This is a genomic window from Tardiphaga sp. OK246, assembly GCF_900188215.1.
Classification (GTDB): Bacteria; Pseudomonadota; Alphaproteobacteria; order Rhizobiales; family Xanthobacteraceae; genus Tardiphaga; species Tardiphaga robiniae.
The window spans coordinates 1,030,768-1,051,694 of the sequence record NZ_FZOX01000001.1; the positions used below are offsets into that span (position 1 = coordinate 1,030,768).

Here is a 20,927-nt window from a genome sequence, read left to right on the forward strand (position 1 = left end):
TCAGCGCTACGCGAGGGCGCGTCGGTCATTCCTGGAACACTTCGGTGCGGCGTTTACTGATCGAAGGCAGCACGATGGAGATCAGAAGGCCCGCTGACAGCAGAAGCAGCACAAGGCTGATGGGCCGCTGCAGGAACACCATCGGATCGCCATGCGACGTGATCAGGCTGCGCCGGAAATTCTCTTCGACCATCGGGCCAAGCACGAAGCCCATCAGCAACGGTGCAGGCTCTGCATCCAGCTTTCGCAGGATGTAACCCAACGCGGTGAAACCGACGGTCATGTAGATGTCGAAGCTCGAATTATTCACCGAGTAAACGCCGATCGCGCAGACCACCGCGATGACGAGATAGAGGATGCGATAGGGCACGTTCAGCAACCGGACCCACAGCCCGATCATCGGCAGATTGATCACGACGAGCATCGCATTGCCGATGAACATGCTGGCGATCAGGCCCCAGAACAAATCGGGCTGGCGCGTGATGATGGTCGGCCCCGGCGCGATGCCGTGTAGCGTCAGCGCGCCGACGAGCAGCGCCATGGTGGCGCTGGTTGGAATGCCCATGGTCAATAGCGGTACGAAGGACGTCTGCGCCGCGGCATTGTTTGCAGATTCCGGACCGGCGACGCCTTCGATGGCGCCGTTGCCGAACCGCTCGGGCGTCTTGGAGACGCGCTTTTCCAGTGCGTAGGACGAGAACGACGCGATGGTCGCGCCGCCGCCGGGCAGGATGCCGAAGATGGTGCCGAGCAGAGTGCCGCGCATCACGGCGCCCCAAGCGCCGCGTAGCACCTTGAATGACGGCCAGATGCTATTGATCTTCGAATGGTTGACGATGCGGGTCGATACCCCTTCGAGATTTGAAATCACTTCGGCGACGCCAAACAAACCCATCACCAGCGCGACGAAATTGATGCCATCAGACAATTCGATCAGTCCGAATGTCATCCGCGCTTCGCCGGTGTTGATGTCCATGCCGACCATGCCGAGCAGCAGGCCGAGAAAGATCATCGCCACTGCGCGAAATGCCGATCCGTTGGCCAATACCACTGCGGAGACGAGACCGAGCACCATCAGCGAGAAGTAGTCCGGCGACGCGAATTTCTGCGTCATCAGCGCCAGCGGCGGACCGAGCAGCGCGATCACGACTGTCCCGAAGCATCCCGCGATGAACGAGCCGATTGCGGCAATCGCCAACGCTTCACCGGCACGGCCCTGCTGCGCCATCTTATAGCCGTCGATGGCGGTGACCACGGACGTCGACTCACCGGGAATGTTGACCAGAATAGCCGTGGTCGAACCGCCATATTGGGCGCCGTAATAAATGCCCGCCAGCATGATGATGGCGCCAACGGGGTCGAGCGCGTAGGTGGCAGGCAACAAAAGCGAGATGGTTGCCACCGGACCCAGGCCGGGCAGCACGCCGATCAACGTGCCGCAGACGGCGCCGATCAGACAAAACAGCAGGTTGATAGGCGTGGCGGCGACCGAGAAGCCATGGCCGAGGGCGGCAAACAGGTCGATCATGGCAGCACGCTTACCGGGATTTTGAGAAGCCAGACGAAGACGACCGAGGAAGCAATCGCGAGCGCAACGGCCGTGATGGCGCTGCTGAGCCAGGTGGTCTCACGCGACGCGAAATGCGCCAGCGCGACCTGCACCAGGATCGCAATCATCAGGCCGGCGCGCTCGACCAAAAGACCGAACGCTGCGAATGACAGCAGGATAAAAAAAAGCGGCCGCAAATAGATCCGGCCGACCGGCACTCCTTCGGTCGTCAATCCCTTGACGATCATGACAAGGCCCATGCCGAGCAGAACCAGTGCAAGGCCGAGCGGAAAATAGCCCGGCCCCATCTCAAGCACGGTGCCAACCGTCAGCGTGCGGATATAAAGCAAGGCAGTAACGGCGACGACGACCAGAAGCAGGCCCGAATAAAAGTCTGAGTTTCCACGCTGCGCGAGTGATTTCATGGCGTGCTCCTATGCCGTCGAGGGCAAGTAGCGGACGGCGACGCAATACTCACGCCGTTCGCAATCATTAAAACTCAGGTCTTCTTCTCTGCGATTTCCTTCAGCAACGCGCGCCACTGCTCGACTTCCTTGGTGATCTGCGCGGTGTATTCCGCCGGGGTGGTGAACACCGTCGAGGCACCGGCGACCGCCATGTTCTTCTTCACTTCGGGGTCGGCGGCCATCTTTTTCAGCGCGTCGGAGACCTTTGCAACGACCGCATCCGGGGTGGAGGCCGGCGCCATAATGCCGTTCCACGACTCCACCGCATAGCCCGGCGACACCGTCTCGGCGACGGTCGGCAGCTTCGGCGTGAATTCGCTGCGTGTCGCCGATGTCACCGCCAATGCGCGCACCGTATTGGCTTCGATCTGCGGCAGCGCATCGGTCATGTTAGTGAAGGACAGGTTGACCTCGCCCGACACCACGGCAGCCGTGGCCGGCGAGCCGCCCTTGAACGGCACATGGGTCATCTTGGTGCCGAGCCGCGCGTCGAACAGGGCCACGGAGAAATACATCAGGCCACCGGCGCCGCTGGAGCCATAGGTCAGTTTGCCCGGATTGGCCTTGGCATATTTGACGAGGTCTTCCATCGAATTGATCGGCAGCGACGGATTGACGATCACGGTCTGCGGAATGGTGCTGACGACGCTGATCGGCTTGAAGCTCTTGACCGGATCATAGGACGTGGTCTGCGCCACCGGCGCGATCGAGATGGCGCCGACGCTGCAGACGCACAGGGTGTAGCCATCGCCCGGCGACTTCGACACGAGATCCGAGCCGACGATGCCGCCGCCGCCCGGACGGTTATCGACGATCACGGTCTGGCTGAGCTCCTTCTCAAGGAAGCGCGCGGTGATGCGGCCGACAGCGTCGGTGTAGCCACCCGGCGCATAGGGCACCACGAGCTTGATCGGCTTGCTCGGCCATTCCTGCGCCGAAGCAACAGTGGCACTCAGTCCGGTGCCCATCAGTAGGGCCGCTAGGATAAGTCGCTTCATCGGTGTTTCCTGACGATTGAATGTATGGCGGGATACTTCAGATGATCATGCAACGTTCGTTCCGACGAGGCCGAGCGCCTTCACCGCCTTGTCTTCACCGGAGCCGAAATCGTTGAGTTCGATATCGGTCTTTGCGAATTCGACGCGGCGGAACGTGGCCTGATCCTCGAACGGCACCGTGGCATCGATACCGAGCTTGGTGCGGATACCTTCCTTGCTGACGCGGACATATTCATGGCCGCGCGCGCCGGGAATCAAAATGAGATCGGCGGAGGCTTCCATGCGGGTCGCCACCGCATATTCGACGTCGATGGGGTCGCGGATGTCGATGTCGTGGTCGACCATGGTGATCAGGTCGAGATCCTTCAACGCGCCGAATGCGGCCATCATCGCATTGCGCTGCAGCCCGTTGTGCTGGCGGCTCTGCTTCTTGACCTGGATAACCGCGTGGAAACGATGCAGGCCACCCGACGTCATCTCGACGTCGGTCACGATCGGGATCGCCGATTGCAGTACCTTGAGCAGGCTGGCTTCGAGCACGTATTTGCGCAGGATGATGGTCTCGCGGCCGAAGCCGTTGATGACGTGATAGATCGGCCGCAACCGATGCGTGACTGCCGTGATCTTCAATACCGGCGCATCGGCGGCGGGCGCAGCGAAGCCGACGAATTCACCGAACGGACCTTCCGGCGCCACGTCGTCAATGGAGATTTCACCTTCCAGCACGAATTCGCATTCAGCCGGGACGATCATGTCCTGTGACACCGCTTTGGCGACGGTCAGCGGCTTACCGGCGAGACCGCCCGCGACCGCCAGTTCGTCAGCGCTTTCCGGCATCTGCGAGCCCATCGTCGCGGCAGTGAAGTGCAGCGCGAGATCGGTGCCAATGCAAACCGCGACCGGCAGTGATGTACCGCGCGCCTTGGCGCGCTCGAAAGCGAGCCGGAGATGTCGGCCGAAGTCCAACTTGATGGCAACGCGATCCGGTCCCAACAGCTGCAGGCGATGATAGGATGCATTATAAATGCCAGTTTCCGGGTCTTTCACGACCACGATGCCCGCGGTGATGTAGCGCCCCGCATCGTTGGGTGCATGAAAGAGTGCCGGCAGCAATTTTGTGATGTCGAATCTTGTCTTGAGCACGACTTCCTGAGACGGTGCGTTCTTGACCAGTTCGGGCGGCAGCGGACCACCCATGGCACGCTGCACAAGACCGCGAATACCGTTGAAATCGAGACCGAAGGCCGCCTCGCAATTCTCTCTGGAACTCAGGAGATTTCCGACCAGCGGAACGTCATAGCCTTTGACCGACGGAAACAGCATGGTCTGCTTGCCGTCATGCTTCTTCAGGATCGCCGCGATCTGCAGATGCGGATCGGCCGGCTGGTCGAAAGTAAGAATACGGTCACGGGCTGCCAAGCGCGCCAGAGCGGAGCGGAAACGGGTGTCCAGAATCTGGGGCTGCGACATGTCGAACGGTTTCCTGCGGCGTTTTATTTGCAAATAACGATAGCTAATCAACAAAGGTAGTCAAGCGCGCTCGCTAGGCAAACGCTGACTATTTTATCAGCGTGCATTGCATCGTGGCATCATTCGCCAATGGCAGCGATGACGATCGTGTCGATTGCCAGCGCCACGGTATTGTGCTGCGCGCCTGAGGCCTGTCGTACGATATGCTTGACGATGTCCACGAGGTCGACCCGCGCAAGCTGCTGCTGTGCCGGCATTTTCTGCTCCAGCCAGCTGGCGAGCAAATCGTTTTCGAGACGCTCCGCAGTCAATTCGCTGGCCTTGATCTGCTCGCGCAGACGATGGGTCGCATTTGACGGTGCGGGCGCGGGGCCTGATTTCAGCGTGATGCGCAGCGCGCGGAGCGGATGCACGACCTGTTCGCGCCACGGCCGGCAGATGTCGTTCATGGCTTCGATATCGGCTGGCGTGAGCAGAATATTGCGCTGCGATGCCGCGAATGTCGCAACCAGCATCATCATGACATCGACCCCGGCTTCGGCCTGCAAAGTCAGGCAGGCCTCCGCGACGCCGGGCTTCGCATAGAGCCGGAGCGCAAAGGCCCAGCTGTCATCCGCGGTGGTCGAGCCTTCCGTCATCGCAGCGCGACCATCAGAGATCCCGGGATTTGGCGGGATTGAGCCCTTCCCAACGACTTACCACATCGGTGGAAATATCGAACAGATCGAGCACGCGACCGAGGGTCTGGTCGACCATCTGCTCGAGACTGGTCGGTCTGGCATAAAAAGCGGGAACGGGGGGATAGATGATGGCGCCGATCTCGGTGACGGCTGCCATCGACCTGAGGTGACCGAGATGCAGCGGCGCCTCGCGCGCCATCAACACCAGCCGACGGCGCTCCTTGAGCACCACGTCGGCCGCACGTGTCACCAGCGAGGAGGTGACTCCGCTCGCGATCTCCGCCAAGCTGCGCATGGAACATGGCGCAATCACCATGCCCATGGTCTTGAACGATCCGGATGAGATCGTCGCACCGATATTGTCGGCCTGATGCACGACGTCGGCCAAAGCAGTGACGTCGGAGACGCTGACGTCGAGTTCCTGGACCAACGTGATCTTGGCCGACCGGCTCAGCACGAGATGCGTCTCGATATCCGTCGCCTGCAACAACTGCAGCAGTCGGGTGCCATAAATGGCGCCCGACGCTCCGGTAATGCCGACGATCAGACGTCGCGGCGCGATCTCAGGCTGGGTCGAAATAGTGGATCTCCATCAGTACACAGCCGCCGATCGACTTGAACGGGCCGTGATAGGCGCCGGGCGGGCGGCAAGCATAGGTGTTCGGCTAGAAGGATTCTCCACCGTTGCCCTGCTTGTCGTTGCCGACGATCAGGTCGCCAGTGAACAGGAACACTTCTTCCCAATATTCGTGCACGAACGGCTCGGTAGTGTAAACACCCGGCTCGAAGCGCAGCAAGCGGGTGCGGCTGCCACGCTTATTCACTTCGTCGAGCGCCCCCGACAGGATTTTCTGCTGGATGCCTGCCGGATAGCCCGCGGGCGTCTCCCATCCCGAAGACATATCGACGGTACGAAATTCATCGTGAAGTTTATTGATGGCCATGGTCGGTTTTCCTGAAGGGACAGATCAAGCGACAGCGCGCGGCGAGGCAGCCGGCGTCGTTAAGGTGGAGACTTCGTCGGCAAGGTCATAGCTTGACAGCATCTTGTCGAGCAACGCTGCCGATTTCATCCAGTCATAGGTGCGGAAGGCATGGCCCTTGGTGACGAAGGTCGCGCCGGCGAAAAACATCTCGTATTGCGAGTGACGCGAGGCGAATTCGGAGCCGACTGCGTCCCAGGCCAGCTTGTAGAATTTGACCTTTTCTATCGCGCTGGCCGCGGGGGACTGCTGGGTCTTGCCGATCAGACGCGCCAATTCCGGATTGGCGAAGTCCTTCACCGAGGACGGCAGCATGATCATGCCGCCGCCGGCGAGCTCGCGCAGCGTGTTGATGACCTTGGAATAGAGTTGCTGGGTAAGGACCTGTGCCGAATACAGCATCGCCCGGTCTGGCACATAATAAGCGCCGCGCTGGGTGCCCTTGGTCTCCATCGCGACCACGAAGGCTTCGACCATCGACACTTCGGCTGCGAGCTGGCCTAGCATTTCCCTGACCTGCGGGAAGCCGGCGATGCCATTGGTTTCAGCGGTCCGGTGCGCGATCCCGATCAGGAAACGCAGCTTCACCGAGAGCCGGATCATCGCCTGATAATTCTGATACACATGGGCCGGGGTGGCGTGGAACTGCTTCTGGCACATCGCGATGTCATCGACGATGAATACGCGATCCCAAGGCACCTTCACGTCGTCGAAATAGAGCACAGCATCGTTTTCATCGAAGCGGCTGGACAGCGGATTGTCGAACACCGATGGCGACGCGGCTTCATAGGACTTGCGCGACAGGACCTTCAGACCCTTGGTGTTCATCGGGATCGCGAAAGACACCGCGTATTTCTCGTCGCCGGGCTGCAGCGGCTGGATACAGGTGACGAACACCTCATTGGCCATGATGCCGCCAGTCGCCAGCATCTTGGCACCGCGGATCGTCAGGCCCTCGGCATCGCGCGACACCACGCCCGCCGACAGGAATGGATCGGCCTGCTCGGCCGCGCTCTTGGAACGGTCGGCCTGGGGGTTGATGATCACGTAAGTGAGGTAGAGGTCGTTGTCGCGGGCGTAGCGATAGTAATCCGCTAGCGCCTTCGCGCGATCCTTGTTGTAGGCCTCGAAGACCTCGACGCCCATATACATACCTGCGACGCAGGAAGCGACGTGATCGGGCGCGCGGCCCATGAAGCCAGCATGCAGCTCGGTCCAGGCTTCCAGCCCACGACGACGATTGACCAACGCATCATAGCTGCCGGGCAGTTCCCAGATCCGGTTGGCGCGGGTGCCGGTTTCGGTCTCGAAAGTCATCAGCTCGCGATTTTCCGGCGCGCTCTGGAAATCGAACATCCGTCCGATAGAAGCCACCGCGCCCCGGAACGCCGGATGGGTGGTCACGTCATCCACCAGCTCGCCATCGAGATAGATTTCACGGCCGTCGCGTAGGCTCGCGATGTGCTGTTCGCCGGTCTTGATCATGGGTTGCCTCGGTCACTTTCGGTCATGGGTAGCATTTCAGGTGCGTTATTTCAGTAGTGCATCGGCAGCGGCCATTCCGGGCTGCGCTCGGTACTTGCAAGGCTGCGATAGGCCCCGCGAAAGAAGACCAGCGGCTCGTTGGCCGGATAGGCGGTGAACTTCACCACCCGACCGACGAAGATCACATGGTCCCCGCCGTCATATTGCGCGTATGGCGCGCATTCGAAGTGCGCGAGCGCGCCGGCGATAAGGGGCGCCGCCTCATGGCCCAGCGTATGCTCGACCGCCGCCCACTTGTCGCCGAGCGCCTTGGCGAACTTGTTCGACAGATGCTCCTGATCACGGCCGAGGATGTTCACGGCATAGCCCTTGGCCTCGGTCATCGCCTTGAGGCTGAAGGCCTTGCGGTCGATCGAGAACAGGATCAACGGCGGATCCACCGAAACCGAGTTGAACGAACTCATGGTCAAGCCGATCGCCTGGCCATCAGCCGCTTCGGCCGTGATCACGGCGACACCGGTGGCAAACTGTCCGAGCGCCTGTCGGAAGGCGCGGGGATCCAAGTCGGCAGTGGCGCCCATGGTCATCTCCTGATCGCGAAACCTGAACGACGCGCATTAGCTTTATAACAAAGCTATATTATCGAACGAAAGCGCGCGCTGTCAAGCATGGCTGGCCTGCTATCAAAACGCACTGGTTCCAACTTGTTTGTGCGTAACGCCGCCGCTATACGACTCATAGGTGTGCGGGGACCTGATGGCGATTAAGAGCAAATCACGTAAAATGAAGGTAGAACCGACGATTTCGCGGCCACAATTGATGGTCGACGGATCGGATCGGGCTTTCCGCCAATTTGTCCATGACACATTGGCGTTTTCGGCGCGGCTTCAGGCTGTGCGCGGGCAACTCGGCGCAGTGATCGGCCTGTCCGGCACGCAATACACAGTGCTGATCGCCATTGCTCATTTGAGCGGCACGGATGAGAAGATCGGCGTCAATCAGGTCGCCGAGCACCTGCACTTCAGCGGCGCGTTCATTACGATCGAGATCAACAAGCTGGTATCAAACGGCCTTGTTGAAAAAGAGACCGATGAGGAAGATCGCCGCCGCGTCATTCTGACCATCACGCCGAAAGCGCGCGCGCTGCTCAATGAATTGGCACCCGTTCAGCGTCCGGTGAACGATATGCTGTTTCGCAGCATGTCGGCTGCGGATTTCGAGCGAACGCGCAAGCTGATGTCGGAGATGGTGGACGCCGCCGACGAGGCGATCCGGCTGCTGGACTACAACGCACCGGCATCGGTCGCCCGGCAGACCAAATAACCTGCTGTTTGACGGGTTTGTCGTTAGCTATTCTCCGGCGCGCAGCCGGTAGCCGATACCCGTTTCGGTCAGGACGAATTGCGGGCGCTCCGGATCGAGCTCGATCTTTTGACGCAGCTGGCGGACATAAACGCGCAGATATTGTGCGTCGGTGAGTTCGTCCCACAATTCCTTCAGCAGAAACCGGTGAGTCAGCACCTTGCCGGCATGCTGCACCAGGACCCGCAGCAACTCATATTCCTTTGGTGACAGTTTCACCTCACGGTCACCCACCTTGACGATGCGGCGCACCAGATCGACCGACAATTCGCCGGAGCGGAATACCGGCCGCTCGCCATGAACCTGCAGCTGATGCCTGAGCGCGGCCCGCATGCGCGCCAGCAGCTCATCCATGCCAAACGGCTTGGTGAGATAGTCGTCGGCACCGAGATCGAGCGCCTGCACCTTGCCGGCCTCGTCCCCGCGGCTCGACAGCACCACGATCGGCACGCTGTCATCGCGCGCGCGAATCATCTGCAGCAGATCGTGGCCCTGGATGTCGGGCAGGCCGAGATCAAGGATGATCACGGCTGGTTTCTCCGCCAGTTTCTCCAGCGCGATCTTGCCGTTGCTGGCCTCAAGGATGTCATAGCCCTGGGTGCTGAGGCCCATGCGCAGCAATTTGCGGATCGGCGGCTCATCATCGATGATCAGGACCTTGATGGCAGCGGTGTTCATGCGGCGGTGTCCAGAGCTTCGGAGGCCGGCGGGATGGGGAGGCGGATGGTCAGCACGGCGCCTGATCGGTCGGCGCGATTAGTGGCCGAAATGGTGCCATGCATTGCCTCAACAAAGCCCCGAGAGATCGCAAGGCCGAGGCCGGTACCTGCCCGAACGTGATCGCCCTTGTTGGCGCGATAGAATTTATCGAACACCTGCTCGAGATCAGCGGGTGGAATGCCCGTCCCCTCGTCCGTCACCTGCAGCGAGACCGACTCCTTATCGCGTATGGCCCTAATCGCGATGGTGGTGTCATCCGGGGCATATTTCGCGGCATTGTCGAGCAGATTGAACAGCACCTGCTCAAACAATACCGCATCAAGCTCCAGCATGGGCAGGTTCGGCGCCAGATCGAGCGCAACACGATGTCTGACGAGAATCTTGTCGGCCCGGCGCAGCGCGCTGCCGACGATCTCCGCGAGATCCTGCAGCGTTGCATTCGGCACCACGGCACCGGACTCCAGCTTGGTCATATCCAGCAGATTGGCGATGAAGCGGTTCAGCCGTTCGGATTCGTCGATCACCGTACCGAGCAGATCGGCTTTTTCAGCCTCGGTAAGCTTCGGCGATAGATCGCGCAGCGTGGAAGCCGCACCGAGCACGGAGGCCAGTGGCGTCTTCAGATCATGCGAGATCGAGGTCAGCAGCGCCTGACGCAACCTATCGGATTCGACGTTGCGCTGCGCACGGTCCATGTCTTCGACGAGCTGCACGCGCTCGATGGCGAGTGCGCTCTGGTCCACAAGTGCATCCAGCAACCGGCGCTGGTCCGGCGTCAGCAGCGGACCCGTACGGTCATCGTCGATGCCGATCACGCCGATCGGCCCACGGCCGGTGCGCATGGGAAGAAACAGCCGCTTCGCGCCGGGTAACGTATCGGACCCACGACCCGCCGGGCGATCATTGCTCCACGCCCAGTTGGCTGCGGCCAGATCCGCCTTGTCCAATTCGTCCTCAGGCGGATATCCGGCCTTGACGGTGATCACGCCCTGCTCCGGCAGCAGCAGTACAACCCGCACCTTCAGCATCAATGCGATCTGATACGCGCTCGCCCACAGCACGTCGTCAAGCGCCGCCGTACCCGCTAGTTTGCGGCTGAACGCATAGAGCGACTCGGTTGTGCGCACGCGGCCAAAGGCCGAGACGGCTTGGGTGCGCACCCGCGCCGCAACATTGGACACCAGAATGGCGATCAGCATGAAGAAGAAGAAGGCCGCCACATTGGTCGGATCGGTGATGGTGAGCGTATAGACCGGCGGCAGGAAGAAGAAGTTATAGCTCAGCGATGCCACGACGCTTGCCAGCAGCGATGGCCAGAGACCAAAGCGCACGGCGACGCCGACCACGGCGGTGAGAAACATCAGATCGACATTCTCGATCCCGAAGATCGGACGCAGCAGCGTTGCGGCCCCAAGAGCCACCGCCACGACCGCCAGCGCCGCAATATAGGGCTTTGCGTCGAACGGCTCGACGCGATCGGTCATCTGCGCACGTTTCGCAGCCGGCTCCGTCGGCAACGCATCGCCGGCGATGACATGCACGCTGATATTGCCCGAGCGCCTGACGAGATCATGGACCACCGAACCGCGCACCAGTTCGAACCACCATGACCGCGATGCCTTGCCAATCACGATCTGGGTGACGTTGTTGGCATGGGCATAGCCGAGCAGATCGTCGGCGATGCGCCGGCCTGCGCCCGGAATCGTTAGGGCTTCGGCGCCAAGCGCCTCGGCGAGTCGCAACGTATCAGCAAGCCGGTCGCGCTGTTCTTCGGTGAGTTGAAGGCTGCGCCGCGTCTCGATGCTGACCGCCGTCCACGGCGCGTGAAGCCGATCCGCGAGACGCTTGGTGTAGCGCACCAACCCGGCTGAGCGCGGGTCCTCACTGATACAGGCCAGAATGCGTTCGCCGGCAGCCCACGGGCCGGCAATGGCATTGGCCTGCATATGCGTGAGCAATTGCTCATCGACCCGGTCGGCCGTGCGGCGCAACGCCAGCTCGCGCAACGCCGTGAGATTGCCGGGCGAGAAATAATGTTCCAGCGCACGCTCGGCCTGCTTGGGAACGTAGACCTTGCCTTCCTTCAGGCGCTGGATCAGATCGTCCGGGGTGAGGTCGATCAGCTCGATGGCGTCGGCACGATCGAACACCGAATCCGGCACGGTCTCGCGCACCCGCACATGGGTGATCTGGGCGACCACATCATTCAGGCTTTCGATGTGCTGGATATTGACTGCCGTGTAGACGTCGATCCCTGCGGCCAATAATTCCGCGACGTCGAGATAACGTTTTGGATGCCGGCTGCCGGGCGCATTGGTATGGGCGAGTTCATCGACCAATGCGATCTGCGGGCGCCGCGCGATCAGCGCATCGAGGTCCATCTCCTCGAGGACCTGACCCTTGTGATCGATCCGGCGCCGGGGAATGACTTCAAGACCCGTGAGCAACGCCTCGGTCTCGGCGCGGCCATGGGTCTCGACGACACCGACCACCACATCGACGCCCGCCTTGCGCCTGGCATGGGCGCTCTGCAGCATCTCATAAGTCTTGCCGACGCCGGGGGCGGCGCCGACGAAGATCTTCAGCCGCCCGGCGGCATCTTCCTCGCGCCTTGCTGTCTCCAGCAAGGCCTCAGGCGAAGGTCGTTGGTCGGGATCGCGGCGCTGATTTGCCATAAGGCAATATAGTCTCCGCTACGGCTGCGGCCTAGACGGCCTACTTCAGTGCGGCGGCGTCCAGCGCGAGATTCAAGGCAAGAACGTTAACGCGCGGTTCGCCTAGCAGACCGCCGAGGCGGCCTTCGACCTTATCTGTCACCAGCTGGCGGACGCGGTCCTCCGGCAGCTTGCGCGCCTTGGCGACGCGAGGCACCTGAAACAGCGCACCCTCCGGCGAAATGTTCGGGTCGAGACCGCTGCCCGAGGTGGTCACGAGATCGATCGGCACCGGCATCGACGGGTTCTCTGCCTTCAGTTTCTCGACGTCCTCCTTCACGCGGTCGATCAGCGCCTTGCTGGTCGGGCCGAGATTGGAGCCCATCGAGTTGATGGCATTGTAAGGCTGCGGCACCGTCTTTGTGGAATCCTGCGGGTCGGGACCCAGGGTCGCCGACGGGCGGCCGTGGAAGTATTCCTCACCCTTGAATTCCTGACCGATCAGGGACGAGCCGACAACCTTGCCGTCCCGTTCGATGAGGCTGCCTTGCGCCTGGTTCGGCATGATCGCTTCAGCGACGCCCGTCATCGCGAGCGGGTAGCCGAGACCGGTGATGGCCGTGAGGCCGAGCAGCAGAACGATGGCTGGGCGAATTTCTCTCAACATAATGTAGCTCCTCAAACCAGGTGCAGGGCGGTGACGACGAGGTCAATCGCCTTGATGCCGATGAACGGAACGATGATGCCGCCGAGGCCGTAGATCAGTAGGTTGCGGCCGAGCAGTGCGCCGGCGCCGATCGGGCGATAGGCGACGCCTTTCAGGGCGAGCGGGATCAGCGCAATGATGATGATCGCGTTGAAGATGATGGCCGACAGGATGGCGCTCTGCGGGCTCGCCAGCTTCATGATGTTAAGCGCTTCAAGCTGCGGATAGAAGGCGAGGAAGATCGCCGGGATAATGGCGAAGTATTTCGCCACGTCATTGGCGATCGAGAACGTGGTCAGCGCACCTCGCGTCATCAGGAGCTGCTTGCCGATTTCGACGACCTCGATGAGCTTGGTCGGATTGGAGTCCAGATCGACCATGTTGCCCGCCTCGCGCGCCGCCTGCGTGCCGGTGTTCATCGCGACGCCCACATCGGCCTGCGCCAGTGCCGGCGCGTCGTTGGTGCCGTCGCCGCACATCGCCACCAACTTGCCCTTGGCCTGCTCGTCGCGGATAAGCTGCAGCTTGTCCTCGGGTGTCGCCTGCGCCAGGAAATCATCGACGCCGGCTTCGGCTGCGATGGCTGCAGCGGTCATCGGATTGTCGCCGGTGATCATGATGGTGCGGATGCCCATGCGGCGCAGTTCGGCGAAACGCTCACGGATGCCGCCCTTGACGATATCCTTCAGATGGATGACGCCGAGCAGCTTGCCATCGCGCGCAACCGCCAACGGGGTGCCGCCGCCCTTTGCAATCTCGTCGGAGATCGCCTGGATTTCACGTGCCGTGTCCGACATCGCGGCCGGCTGCATCGCACGCACGGTGTTGCCGGACGCCACGGCGAACGACGCGCCACCGTTGACGTAAGCGAGTATCGAATCCACCGCTCCCTTGCGGACCGACGAGCCACCGGCATCGACACCGCTCATCCGGGTCTGTGCGGTGAACGGCACGAAAGTCGCTGACAGTTCGGCCATGTCGCGGCCGCGGATGCCGTATTTCTCCTTGGCCAGCACGACGATTGAGCGGCCTTCCGGGGTTTCGTCCGCGAGCGATGCAAGCTGCGCCGCATCGGCCAGTTCCTGTTCGGTGACGCCGCGCACTGGACGGAAGGCTGTCGCCTGACGATTGCCGAGCGTGATGGTGCCGGTCTTGTCGAGCAGCAGCGTATCGACGTCGCCGGCAGCTTCCACCGCACGACCGGACATCGCCAGCACATTGAAGCGCACCAGACGATCCATGCCGGCAATGCCGATCGCCGACAACAGCGCGCCGATGGTGGTCGGGATCAGGGTCACGAACAAAGCCACCAGCACCACCACCGAGATCGAACCACCAGCATAGGCCGCATAGCTCGGGATCGTCACCGTGGCGAACACGAAGATGATGGTGAGGCCGACCAGGAGAATGTTCAGCGCGATCTCGTTCGGCGTCTTCTGCCGCTCGGCGCCTTCGACCAGCTTGATCATGCGGTCGATAAAGGTCGAGCCTTGCGCCGCGGTGATACGGACGCGGATCCAGTCGGACAATACCTGCGTGCCGCCGGTGACCGCCGAGCGATCGCCGCCGGATTCACGAATGACAGGTGCGGACTCGCCGGTGATCGCCGCCTCATTAACTGAAGCCACGCCTTCGATCACTTCACCGTCGGACGGGATGTTGTCGCCGGCTTCCACCAGCACGACATCGCCGACCTTCAGGCTGGTGCCCGAGACCATGCGGTAGCTCTTGTCGCCGCTGTCGCTGCCGGTGAGCAGCTTGGCCTGGCTTTCGGTGCGGGTCTTCTTCAGCGATTCCGCCTGCGCCTTGCCGCGCCCTTCGGCGATGGCTTCGGCAAAGTTGGCAAACAGCACCGTGAACCAGAGCCAGAGGATGATCTGGAACGCAAATCCCAGATCGCTTCCGCTGGTGATGACGTTCTTGATGAAGATCACCGTGGTGAGTGCGGCGACGACCTCGACCACGAACATCACGGGATTCTTGATCATCAGCCGCGGATCAAGCTTTTTGAAAGCCGAGCCGATGGCTGGGATGACAATTTTCGAATCGAGCATGGCCGAGACCGGCACTCGCTTCTGCAGTTTCAACGTTTCCATGGACATAACTCCAAATCCGATCAGAACAGGGTGCTGGCGGTCATCGCGAGGTGCTCGACGATCGGCCCGAGCGCGAGCGCCGGGAAGAAAGTGAGACCGCCGATGATCAGGATCACGCCGATGACGAGACCGACAAACAGTCCGCCGGTGGTCGGCAAGGTGCCGGCCGAAGCCGGGATCGACTTCTTCGCGGCCAATGATCCGGCCAGCGCCATGGCTGGCACGATCATGAAGAAGCGGCCGACGAACATCGAACTCGCCAGTGTGAGGTTGTAAAAGAAGGTGTTGCCGGTGAGCCCGCCGAAGGCCGAGCCGTTATTGCCGGTGGCCGAGGTGAAAGCGTAGAGCACCTCGGTGAAGCCATGCGGCCCGGCATTGGCCATGGAGGCCACGGCCGACGGCAGCACCACCGCCACCGCGGTCCAACCGAGATACATCAGCGGCAGGACGAGAATGGCAAGCATCGCCATCTTTACTTCGCGCGCCTCGATCTTCTTGCCGACATATTCAGGCGTGCGGCCCACCATCAGACCAGCGACGAAGATCGCCAGTACGACGAACAGCAGCATGCCATAGAGACCGGCACCGACGCCGCCAACGATGATCTCGCCGAGCTGCATATTGATCAGCGGAATCATGCCGCCAATCGCTGTAAACGAGTCATGCATCGCATTGACCGCACCGCAGGACGCTGCCGTGGTGATGACCGCGAACAGGCTGGAGGCGACGATGCCGAAGCGCAACTCCTTGCCTTCCATATTGCCGCCGGTGAGGCCGAGTGCATTCAGGCCTGTGGTGCCCGAAGCTTCGGCGCCATAGGTGATGGCAACGCCGACAATAAACAGCACACCCATCACTGCCAGAATCGCCCAGCCTTGCCTGGGGTTGCCGACCATGCGGCCGAACACATTGGTCATCGCCGCACCCAGCGCGAAGATCGAGATCATCTGGATGAAGTTCGACAGCGCCGTCGGGTTCTCGAACGGATGCGCCGCATTGGCGTTGAAGAAGCCGCCGCCATTGGTGCCGAGCATCTTGATGGCAACCTGCGACGCAACGGGGCCAACCGCGATGGTCTGCTTCGCACCTTCAAGCGTCGTCGCATCGACATAGGCGCCGAGCGTCTGCGGAATGCCCTGCCAAACCAGGAACAGCGTGTAGATGATGCAGATCGGCAGCAGCACATAGAGCGTGCAACGGGTGATATCGACCCAGAAATTACCGATGGTGCGCATCGACGACCGTGCAAAGCCGCGGATCAGTGCCACAGCCAATGCGATGCCGGCCGCCGCCGACAGAAAGTTATGTACCGTCAGACCCAGCATCTGGGTCAGATACGACATGGTGCTTTCGCCGCCGTAGTTCTGCCAGTTGGTGTTGGTGATGAAGGAGATCGCGGTGTTGAAGGAGAGATCTTCGGCGACCGCAGACTGCCCGGCAGGATTGAACGGCAGCACAGCCTGCAGCCGCATGATCGCGTAGAGGCCGAGGAAGCCGACCACGTGGAACAGCAGCATGGCAACCGTATAGGTCAGCCAGTGCTGCTCTCGTTTCTCGTCGACGCCACCGATCCAGTACAGCCCGGCTTCGACCGGTCGCAGAATCGGAGAGAGGAAAGTACGCTCGCCGTTGAAAACGGATGTCATGTAGCCGCCGAGCGGCTTCACCAGCGCGAGAACCACAGCGCAGTACAGAGCAATTTGAATCCAGCCAATCATTGTCATGTCAGTTGACCTTTTGAGGTGCGCGCGCTCAGAACCGCTCGGGCCGCAGCAGCGCGTAAGTGAGATAGATCAGCAATGCCGCGGACACGAAGCCGGCGAGCGTGTAATCGAAAATCATGATGCGCTCCTCACAGCCGCTCGCAGGCATAGGCGTAGCCCAGGGTGAGAATGAAAAAGCCGAGCCCGAGGGCCAGCATGACGATGTCCAGCATGGAATGCTCCTGATGCAATGACTGCGGCGACACGGAGCAAACGGCTCGCGCGCCCGATGCACGATCAGGTGCCATTCAGGACGTAGGTTTTCGAGATGAGGCCAGCAGCGAACTTATAGGAATCTCATAAAGACGCAGGGGAGCGCATGCGCGTGCGCCGTTAGTCCTCGGGTGCTTATGCAGCCTTTATATCTTCGTGCCCGAAGCTGCCTCGTATTCAAATGACGGACTACGGATATTGCATGATGCGGTCTTCCGAAGATCGCGCTGTTCATGGAGACCCGTCATGTCGTTCATCTCGATTCAGCGAACGCCCCTTTCCGAAGCGCCATCCGAAACGGCTCCGCTTGACGCTACGAGTTTCACCGCGATCTGCCTCACCACCTGCAAGCGCCTGCCGGCAATGCGCCGCACAGCGGAGGCCCAGCGCCTCGATCGCCTGGTCACTGCCGGCGCCTGGACCGATGCCGCGCTTGCCTTGATCGCGATCGAACTGCCGCGGTGGCAACTGCGTCGGCTCGCTTATGACGAAGGTGAATGGCATTGCGCTCTCTCGAACCAGCGTGACCTTCCAGATTGGCTGGACAGCGTCGTCGAGACGCATCACCCAGACTTGGCGACGGCGATCCTGGATGCATTTCGCGCTGTTGTTAGTCGCGGAGGCACGCCGCATCTGACGCAGGCGCCCGTGCGCGCGATCCAACCCACCGATTCCGAGCCGATGCTGTGTGAGAATTACTGTTGAGCGAAGAGGGGCGGTGCGAAATGCTGTAGCTAGACTGCCGCGAACAGCCTTCCAAGAGTGAGGCTTTCGGCTATGCTCGGCACGAATTCGTGCCATGACTAGCCAGAGCAAAACGTGACATCAGACAAACCGGCTTTCGTCGCGGTCGATTGGGGCACCAGCAGCTTTCGAGGCTGGTTGATGGCCGCCGATGGCAGCGTGCTTGCGGAGACGCGCGGGCCTGAAGGCATGCTGCATTGCGCGGCTGCAGGCTTCGCTCCGGTGCTCGCTGATCATCTTGCCAGACTTGGCGGAATGCAGAACGTGCCTGTGTTGATCTGTGGTATGGCCGGCGCACGACAGGGCTGGATCGAGGCGCCCTATCTGCACACACCGACACGCCTCGACGCCTTGCACGACGGTGCGCAGCGTGTCGACACGCAAGGCGACGTGCGTATCCTACCCGGCATCGCGCAAGCCGACGCCGCGGCACCCGACGTCATGCGCGGCGAAGAGACGCAACTGCTCGGCGTGACCGAACCCGACTTCACCGGTCTGGTCTGCATTCCCGGCACCCATAGCAAATGGGTCTGGATCGACGCCGGCAGCGTGGTGTCATTCACGACCTATATGACCGGCGAGCTCTTTTCGGTCATCACTCAACACAGCATCCTGAAACACGCGGTGGATCACGACGCGCCGTCGCCCGCCGCGAATGATGCGTTCCGCGATGGCCTGCAACGCGCGCTCGATGCGCCGACGGGCCTCACCGCCTCGCTCTTCAGCCTGCGCGCGGCGCAACTGCTCGGCTTCCAGCAACAGGCCGACGGCGCGACGCGCCTGTCGGGCCTCCTGATCGGCACGGAAATCACCGATGCCGGATCGCGCTATGGCACGCGGCATCCGGTGCGCCTGATCGGCGCCGGCGCGCTCAAGGATCTCTATGCGTCGGCGCTTGCAGCTGCCGGCTTCGAGGTCGCCATCGTTGATGCCGAACGCGCGTCGCAACACGGCCTGACCAAGGCCGCAATTCATCTGTGGGGAGCTCAGTTCACATGAACCAGCCAATCCGTTGGCCCTCCGTGAAGCGTCCGCTCGTCGCCATCCTGCGCGGCGTGCAGCCCGACGAGGTGGAGAGCATCGTCGAGACGTTGATCGACACCGGCTTCGAGATGATCGAAGTGCCGCTGAACTCGCCCGATCCGTTCGAATCCATCGCACGGATCTGCAAACGATTTGGCAGCGACACCCTGATCGGCGCCGGCACTGTCCTCACCGCGAATGACTGCGCCCACGTCGCCGATGTCGGCGGGCGTCTGATGGTGAGCCCGAATGTCGACGTCGATGTGTTGGCAATTGCAGCGAGCCGCGGCATGGTCACGATGCCCGGCGTGTTCTCGCCGACCGAAGCTTTCCTCGCCCTACGTGCAGGAGCTTCCGCCCTGAAATTCTTTCCGGCATCGATCCTCGGCCCGTCCGGCATCGCCGCCATTCGCGCGGTTTTGCCCAAGGATGCCGTGATCGGGGCTGTTGGTGGTGTTTCCGACCGGAATTTCACGGACTATGTCGCCGCCGGCGTACAGGCCTTCGGTCTTGGCAGCAGCCTGTATCGGCCCGGAATGAGCGCTATCGAAGTGAAGGCGACCGCACAGGCTTCTGTCGCGGCCTATGATCAGGCGATGGCCCGTTAGAAACAGGGTGCAATGTCTGTTCGCGGTTGGCGCGCGCTTCGCGGCGGTGGCAACGCAGAAACACCTCCGCGCCCGCACGCATCGACCGCGCAGCCCCAAACTGTCAAATTCAATGAATTGCTCTGAATATCAGAGACTTAAGAGCACCGTGGTGCCCAGGAAAGGACTCGAACCTTCACGGCCGTTAAGCCACTGGCACCTGAAGCCAGCGCGTCTACCAATTCCGCCACCTGGGCACGTGCGAGGCACGTGGCGCGGTTAGTAGGGGGCCGTTACGCGCTTGTCAAATTGCTTCGTTCAATTCCAAATCCGCTGTACAGGCCCCGCGCGTTGGCGTATCGCGAATTGGTCTAAATTCCCCCGTTTTGCCCTTGCATGACTGACTCAAGGAACTGATCCATGGCTGCCCCCATCGACACCCTCGTTACGGTTTTCGGCGGATCCGGCTTCGTGGGACGCCATGTGGTCCGCGCGCTGGCGAAGCGTGAATACCGGATCAGGATCGCCGTGCGTCGGCCGGAACTGGCCGGCCATCTGCAACCGCTTGGCCGTGTCGGACAGATCAATATCGTTCAGGCCAATTTGCGCCACCCCGCCTCGATCAAGGCCGCGATGCGCGACGCCAGCATCGTCGTCAATCTGGTGGGTATCCTGACCGAAAGCGGCGCGCAGACCTTTGATGCCGTGCAGGCGCGAGGCGCCGGCGCGGTCGCGCAGGCTGCCGCCGAGATCGGCGCGCGGATGGTGCAGTTTTCAGCCATCGGCGCCGATGCCGATTCCGAATCGGCCTATGCCCGTGCCAAGGCGGCCGGCGAGCAGGCCGTGCTGGCGGCTGTGCCTTCCGCGACCATCCTGCGCCCGTCGATCGTGTTCGGCCCCGAGGATCAGTTCACCAATCGATTTGCCAATCTCGCCCGGATGGCCCCGGTGATGCCGGTGTTCGGCGCCACGACCAAAATGCAGCCGGTCTATGTGGGCGATGTCGCCCAGGCTGCGGCCGATGCCGTCGACGGCAAGACCAAGCCGGGCGCCACTTACGAACTAGGCGGTCCGGAAGTGCTGACGATGAGCGAAATCATCGACATCATCCTCGCGACCATCGAGCGCAAGCGCATGACGCTGCCGGTGCCGACGGCCATCGCCAAGCTGCAGTCCTATTTCCTGCAATTCGCCCCTGGCGACTTCAAGCTGACGCCGGATCAGGTCACCATGCTTGGTATCGACAATGTGGTGTCGGAAGCCGCCAAGGCGGCCGGTCTAACGCTGGATGGCTTGGGTATTGCCGCTGATTCGCTGGAAGCGATTGCGCCACAATATCTCTGGCGCTTCCGCGCCACCGGTCAGTTCGCACATAACGGCATAAACTGACGATATCGTCCCCGCCTGGCACGCCGAAGGCGTGCGCG

At 61.6% G+C, this 20,927-nt stretch carries 20 protein-coding genes and 1 tRNA gene; 5 read left to right on the top strand and 16 right to left on the bottom strand.

What is annotated here, in order from left to right:
- Positions 1–25 precede the first annotated feature (25 nt).
- From CHC01_RS05000 to CHC01_RS05040, 9 genes are all read right to left on the bottom strand, one after another.
- On the bottom strand, positions 26–1,528 hold the full coding sequence (locus CHC01_RS05000) for a tripartite tricarboxylate transporter permease (protein ID WP_089262985.1): 1,503 nt from the start codon (positions 1,526–1,528) through the stop codon (positions 26–28).
- Complete coding sequence (locus tag CHC01_RS05005) at positions 1,525–1,974, bottom strand: tripartite tricarboxylate transporter TctB family protein (RefSeq protein ID WP_089262987.1); 450 nt, start codon at positions 1,972–1,974, stop codon at positions 1,525–1,527. Before CHC01_RS05005 ends, CHC01_RS05000 begins: the two co-directional genes overlap by 4 nt.
- A 74-nt stretch (positions 1,975–2,048) precedes the next feature.
- On the bottom strand, positions 2,049–3,014 hold the full coding sequence (locus CHC01_RS05010) for a Bug family tripartite tricarboxylate transporter substrate binding protein (protein WP_089262989.1): 966 nt from the start codon (positions 3,012–3,014) through the stop codon (positions 2,049–2,051).
- 45 nt (positions 3,015–3,059) lie between these two features.
- Positions 3,060–4,484 (bottom strand): UbiD family decarboxylase, encoded by a 1,425-nt coding sequence (locus CHC01_RS05015; RefSeq protein ID WP_089262991.1) that lies wholly within the window; start codon positions 4,482–4,484, stop codon positions 3,060–3,062.
- Positions 4,485–4,603: 119 nt separating this feature from the next.
- Positions 4,604–5,122 (bottom strand): TIGR02444 family protein, encoded by a 519-nt coding sequence (locus CHC01_RS05020; RefSeq protein WP_089262993.1) that lies wholly within the window; start codon positions 5,120–5,122, stop codon positions 4,604–4,606.
- A 13-nt stretch (positions 5,123–5,135) separates the two neighbouring features.
- A complete protein-coding gene (locus CHC01_RS05025) occupies positions 5,136–5,744 on the bottom strand; it encodes a UbiX family flavin prenyltransferase (protein ID WP_089262995.1) in 609 nt (202 codons plus the stop codon).
- An 85-nt stretch (positions 5,745–5,829) separates the two neighbouring features.
- Positions 5,830–6,108, bottom strand: a complete 279-nt coding sequence (locus CHC01_RS05030; RefSeq protein WP_244558210.1) for a cupin — start codon at positions 6,106–6,108, stop codon at positions 5,830–5,832.
- Positions 6,109–6,132: 24 nt separating this feature from the next.
- Entirely contained in the window at positions 6,133–7,632 is a 1,500-nt protein-coding gene (locus CHC01_RS05035; protein WP_089262997.1) for a 4-hydroxyphenylacetate 3-hydroxylase family protein, read from the bottom strand.
- Positions 7,633–7,682: 50 nt separating this feature from the next.
- The gene (locus tag CHC01_RS05040; protein ID WP_244558211.1) at positions 7,683–8,213 is read right to left on the bottom strand and encodes a flavin reductase family protein; all 531 of its coding nucleotides are present in this window, start codon (positions 8,211–8,213) and stop codon (positions 7,683–7,685) included.
- A 202-nt stretch (positions 8,214–8,415) separates the two neighbouring features.
- On the opposite strand from CHC01_RS05040, the gene CHC01_RS05045 reads away from it, so the two are divergent.
- Complete coding sequence (locus CHC01_RS05045; protein ID WP_158596735.1) at positions 8,416–8,955, top strand: MarR family winged helix-turn-helix transcriptional regulator; 540 nt, start codon at positions 8,416–8,418, stop codon at positions 8,953–8,955.
- 27 nt (positions 8,956–8,982) lie between these two features.
- On the opposite strand, the gene CHC01_RS05050 is transcribed toward CHC01_RS05045, so the two are convergent.
- Genes CHC01_RS05050 through CHC01_RS05075 form a run of 6 tightly spaced genes read right to left on the bottom strand, consistent with a single transcriptional unit; the run spans position 8,983 to position 17,012 of the window.
- On the bottom strand, positions 8,983–9,672 hold the full coding sequence (locus tag CHC01_RS05050) for a response regulator (protein ID WP_089263002.1): 690 nt from the start codon (positions 9,670–9,672) through the stop codon (positions 8,983–8,985).
- Positions 9,669–12,389 carry a DUF4118 domain-containing protein gene (locus tag CHC01_RS05055; RefSeq protein ID WP_089263004.1) on the bottom strand — a complete coding sequence of 907 codons (2,721 nt, stop codon included), beginning with the start codon at positions 12,387–12,389 and terminating at the stop codon, positions 9,669–9,671. Before CHC01_RS05055 ends, CHC01_RS05050 begins: the two co-directional genes overlap by 4 nt.
- Before the next feature lie 40 nt (positions 12,390–12,429).
- Positions 12,430–13,035, bottom strand: a complete 606-nt coding sequence (locus CHC01_RS05060) for a K(+)-transporting ATPase subunit C (protein WP_089263006.1) — start codon at positions 13,033–13,035, stop codon at positions 12,430–12,432.
- Between the two features lie 11 nt (positions 13,036–13,046).
- On the bottom strand, positions 13,047–15,170 hold the full coding sequence (gene kdpB, locus CHC01_RS05065) for a potassium-transporting ATPase subunit KdpB (protein ID WP_089263008.1): 2,124 nt from the start codon (positions 15,168–15,170) through the stop codon (positions 13,047–13,049).
- Between the two features lie 20 nt (positions 15,171–15,190).
- Positions 15,191–16,894: a potassium-transporting ATPase subunit KdpA gene (gene kdpA / locus CHC01_RS05070; RefSeq protein WP_089263010.1), complete on the bottom strand. Its 1,704-nt coding sequence runs from the start codon at positions 16,892–16,894 to the stop codon at positions 15,191–15,193.
- A gap of 28 nt (positions 16,895–16,922) precedes the next feature.
- Entirely contained in the window at positions 16,923–17,012 is a 90-nt protein-coding gene (locus CHC01_RS05075) for a K(+)-transporting ATPase subunit F (protein WP_081421711.1), read from the bottom strand.
- A 380-nt stretch (positions 17,013–17,392) separates the two neighbouring features.
- Between CHC01_RS05075 and CHC01_RS32925 the strand changes: the two genes are divergently transcribed.
- The 3 genes from CHC01_RS32925 to CHC01_RS05090 all read left to right on the top strand — a co-directional run bounded on the left by CHC01_RS32925 (position 17,393) and on the right by CHC01_RS05090 (position 19,521).
- Positions 17,393–17,851: a hypothetical protein gene (locus tag CHC01_RS32925; RefSeq protein ID WP_502695629.1), complete on the top strand. Its 459-nt coding sequence runs from the start codon at positions 17,393–17,395 to the stop codon at positions 17,849–17,851.
- 114 nt (positions 17,852–17,965) lie between these two features.
- Positions 17,966–18,889 carry a 2-dehydro-3-deoxygalactonokinase gene (locus CHC01_RS05085; RefSeq protein ID WP_283805440.1) on the top strand — a complete coding sequence of 308 codons (924 nt, stop codon included), beginning with the start codon at positions 17,966–17,968 and terminating at the stop codon, positions 18,887–18,889.
- Positions 18,886–19,521, top strand: a complete 636-nt coding sequence (locus CHC01_RS05090) for a 2-dehydro-3-deoxy-6-phosphogalactonate aldolase (protein WP_089263012.1) — start codon at positions 18,886–18,888, stop codon at positions 19,519–19,521. Before CHC01_RS05085 ends, CHC01_RS05090 begins: the two co-directional genes overlap by 4 nt.
- Positions 19,522–19,670: 149 nt before the next feature.
- Here the strand turns inward: CHC01_RS05090 and CHC01_RS05095 are convergent.
- Positions 19,671–19,757 (bottom strand) — tRNA-Leu (locus CHC01_RS05095).
- 163 nt (positions 19,758–19,920) lie between these two features.
- On the opposite strand from CHC01_RS05095, the gene CHC01_RS05100 reads away from it, so the two are divergent.
- A complete protein-coding gene (locus CHC01_RS05100; RefSeq protein ID WP_089263014.1) occupies positions 19,921–20,889 on the top strand; it encodes a complex I NDUFA9 subunit family protein in 969 nt (322 codons plus the stop codon).
- Positions 20,890–20,927: the final 38 nt, after the last annotated feature.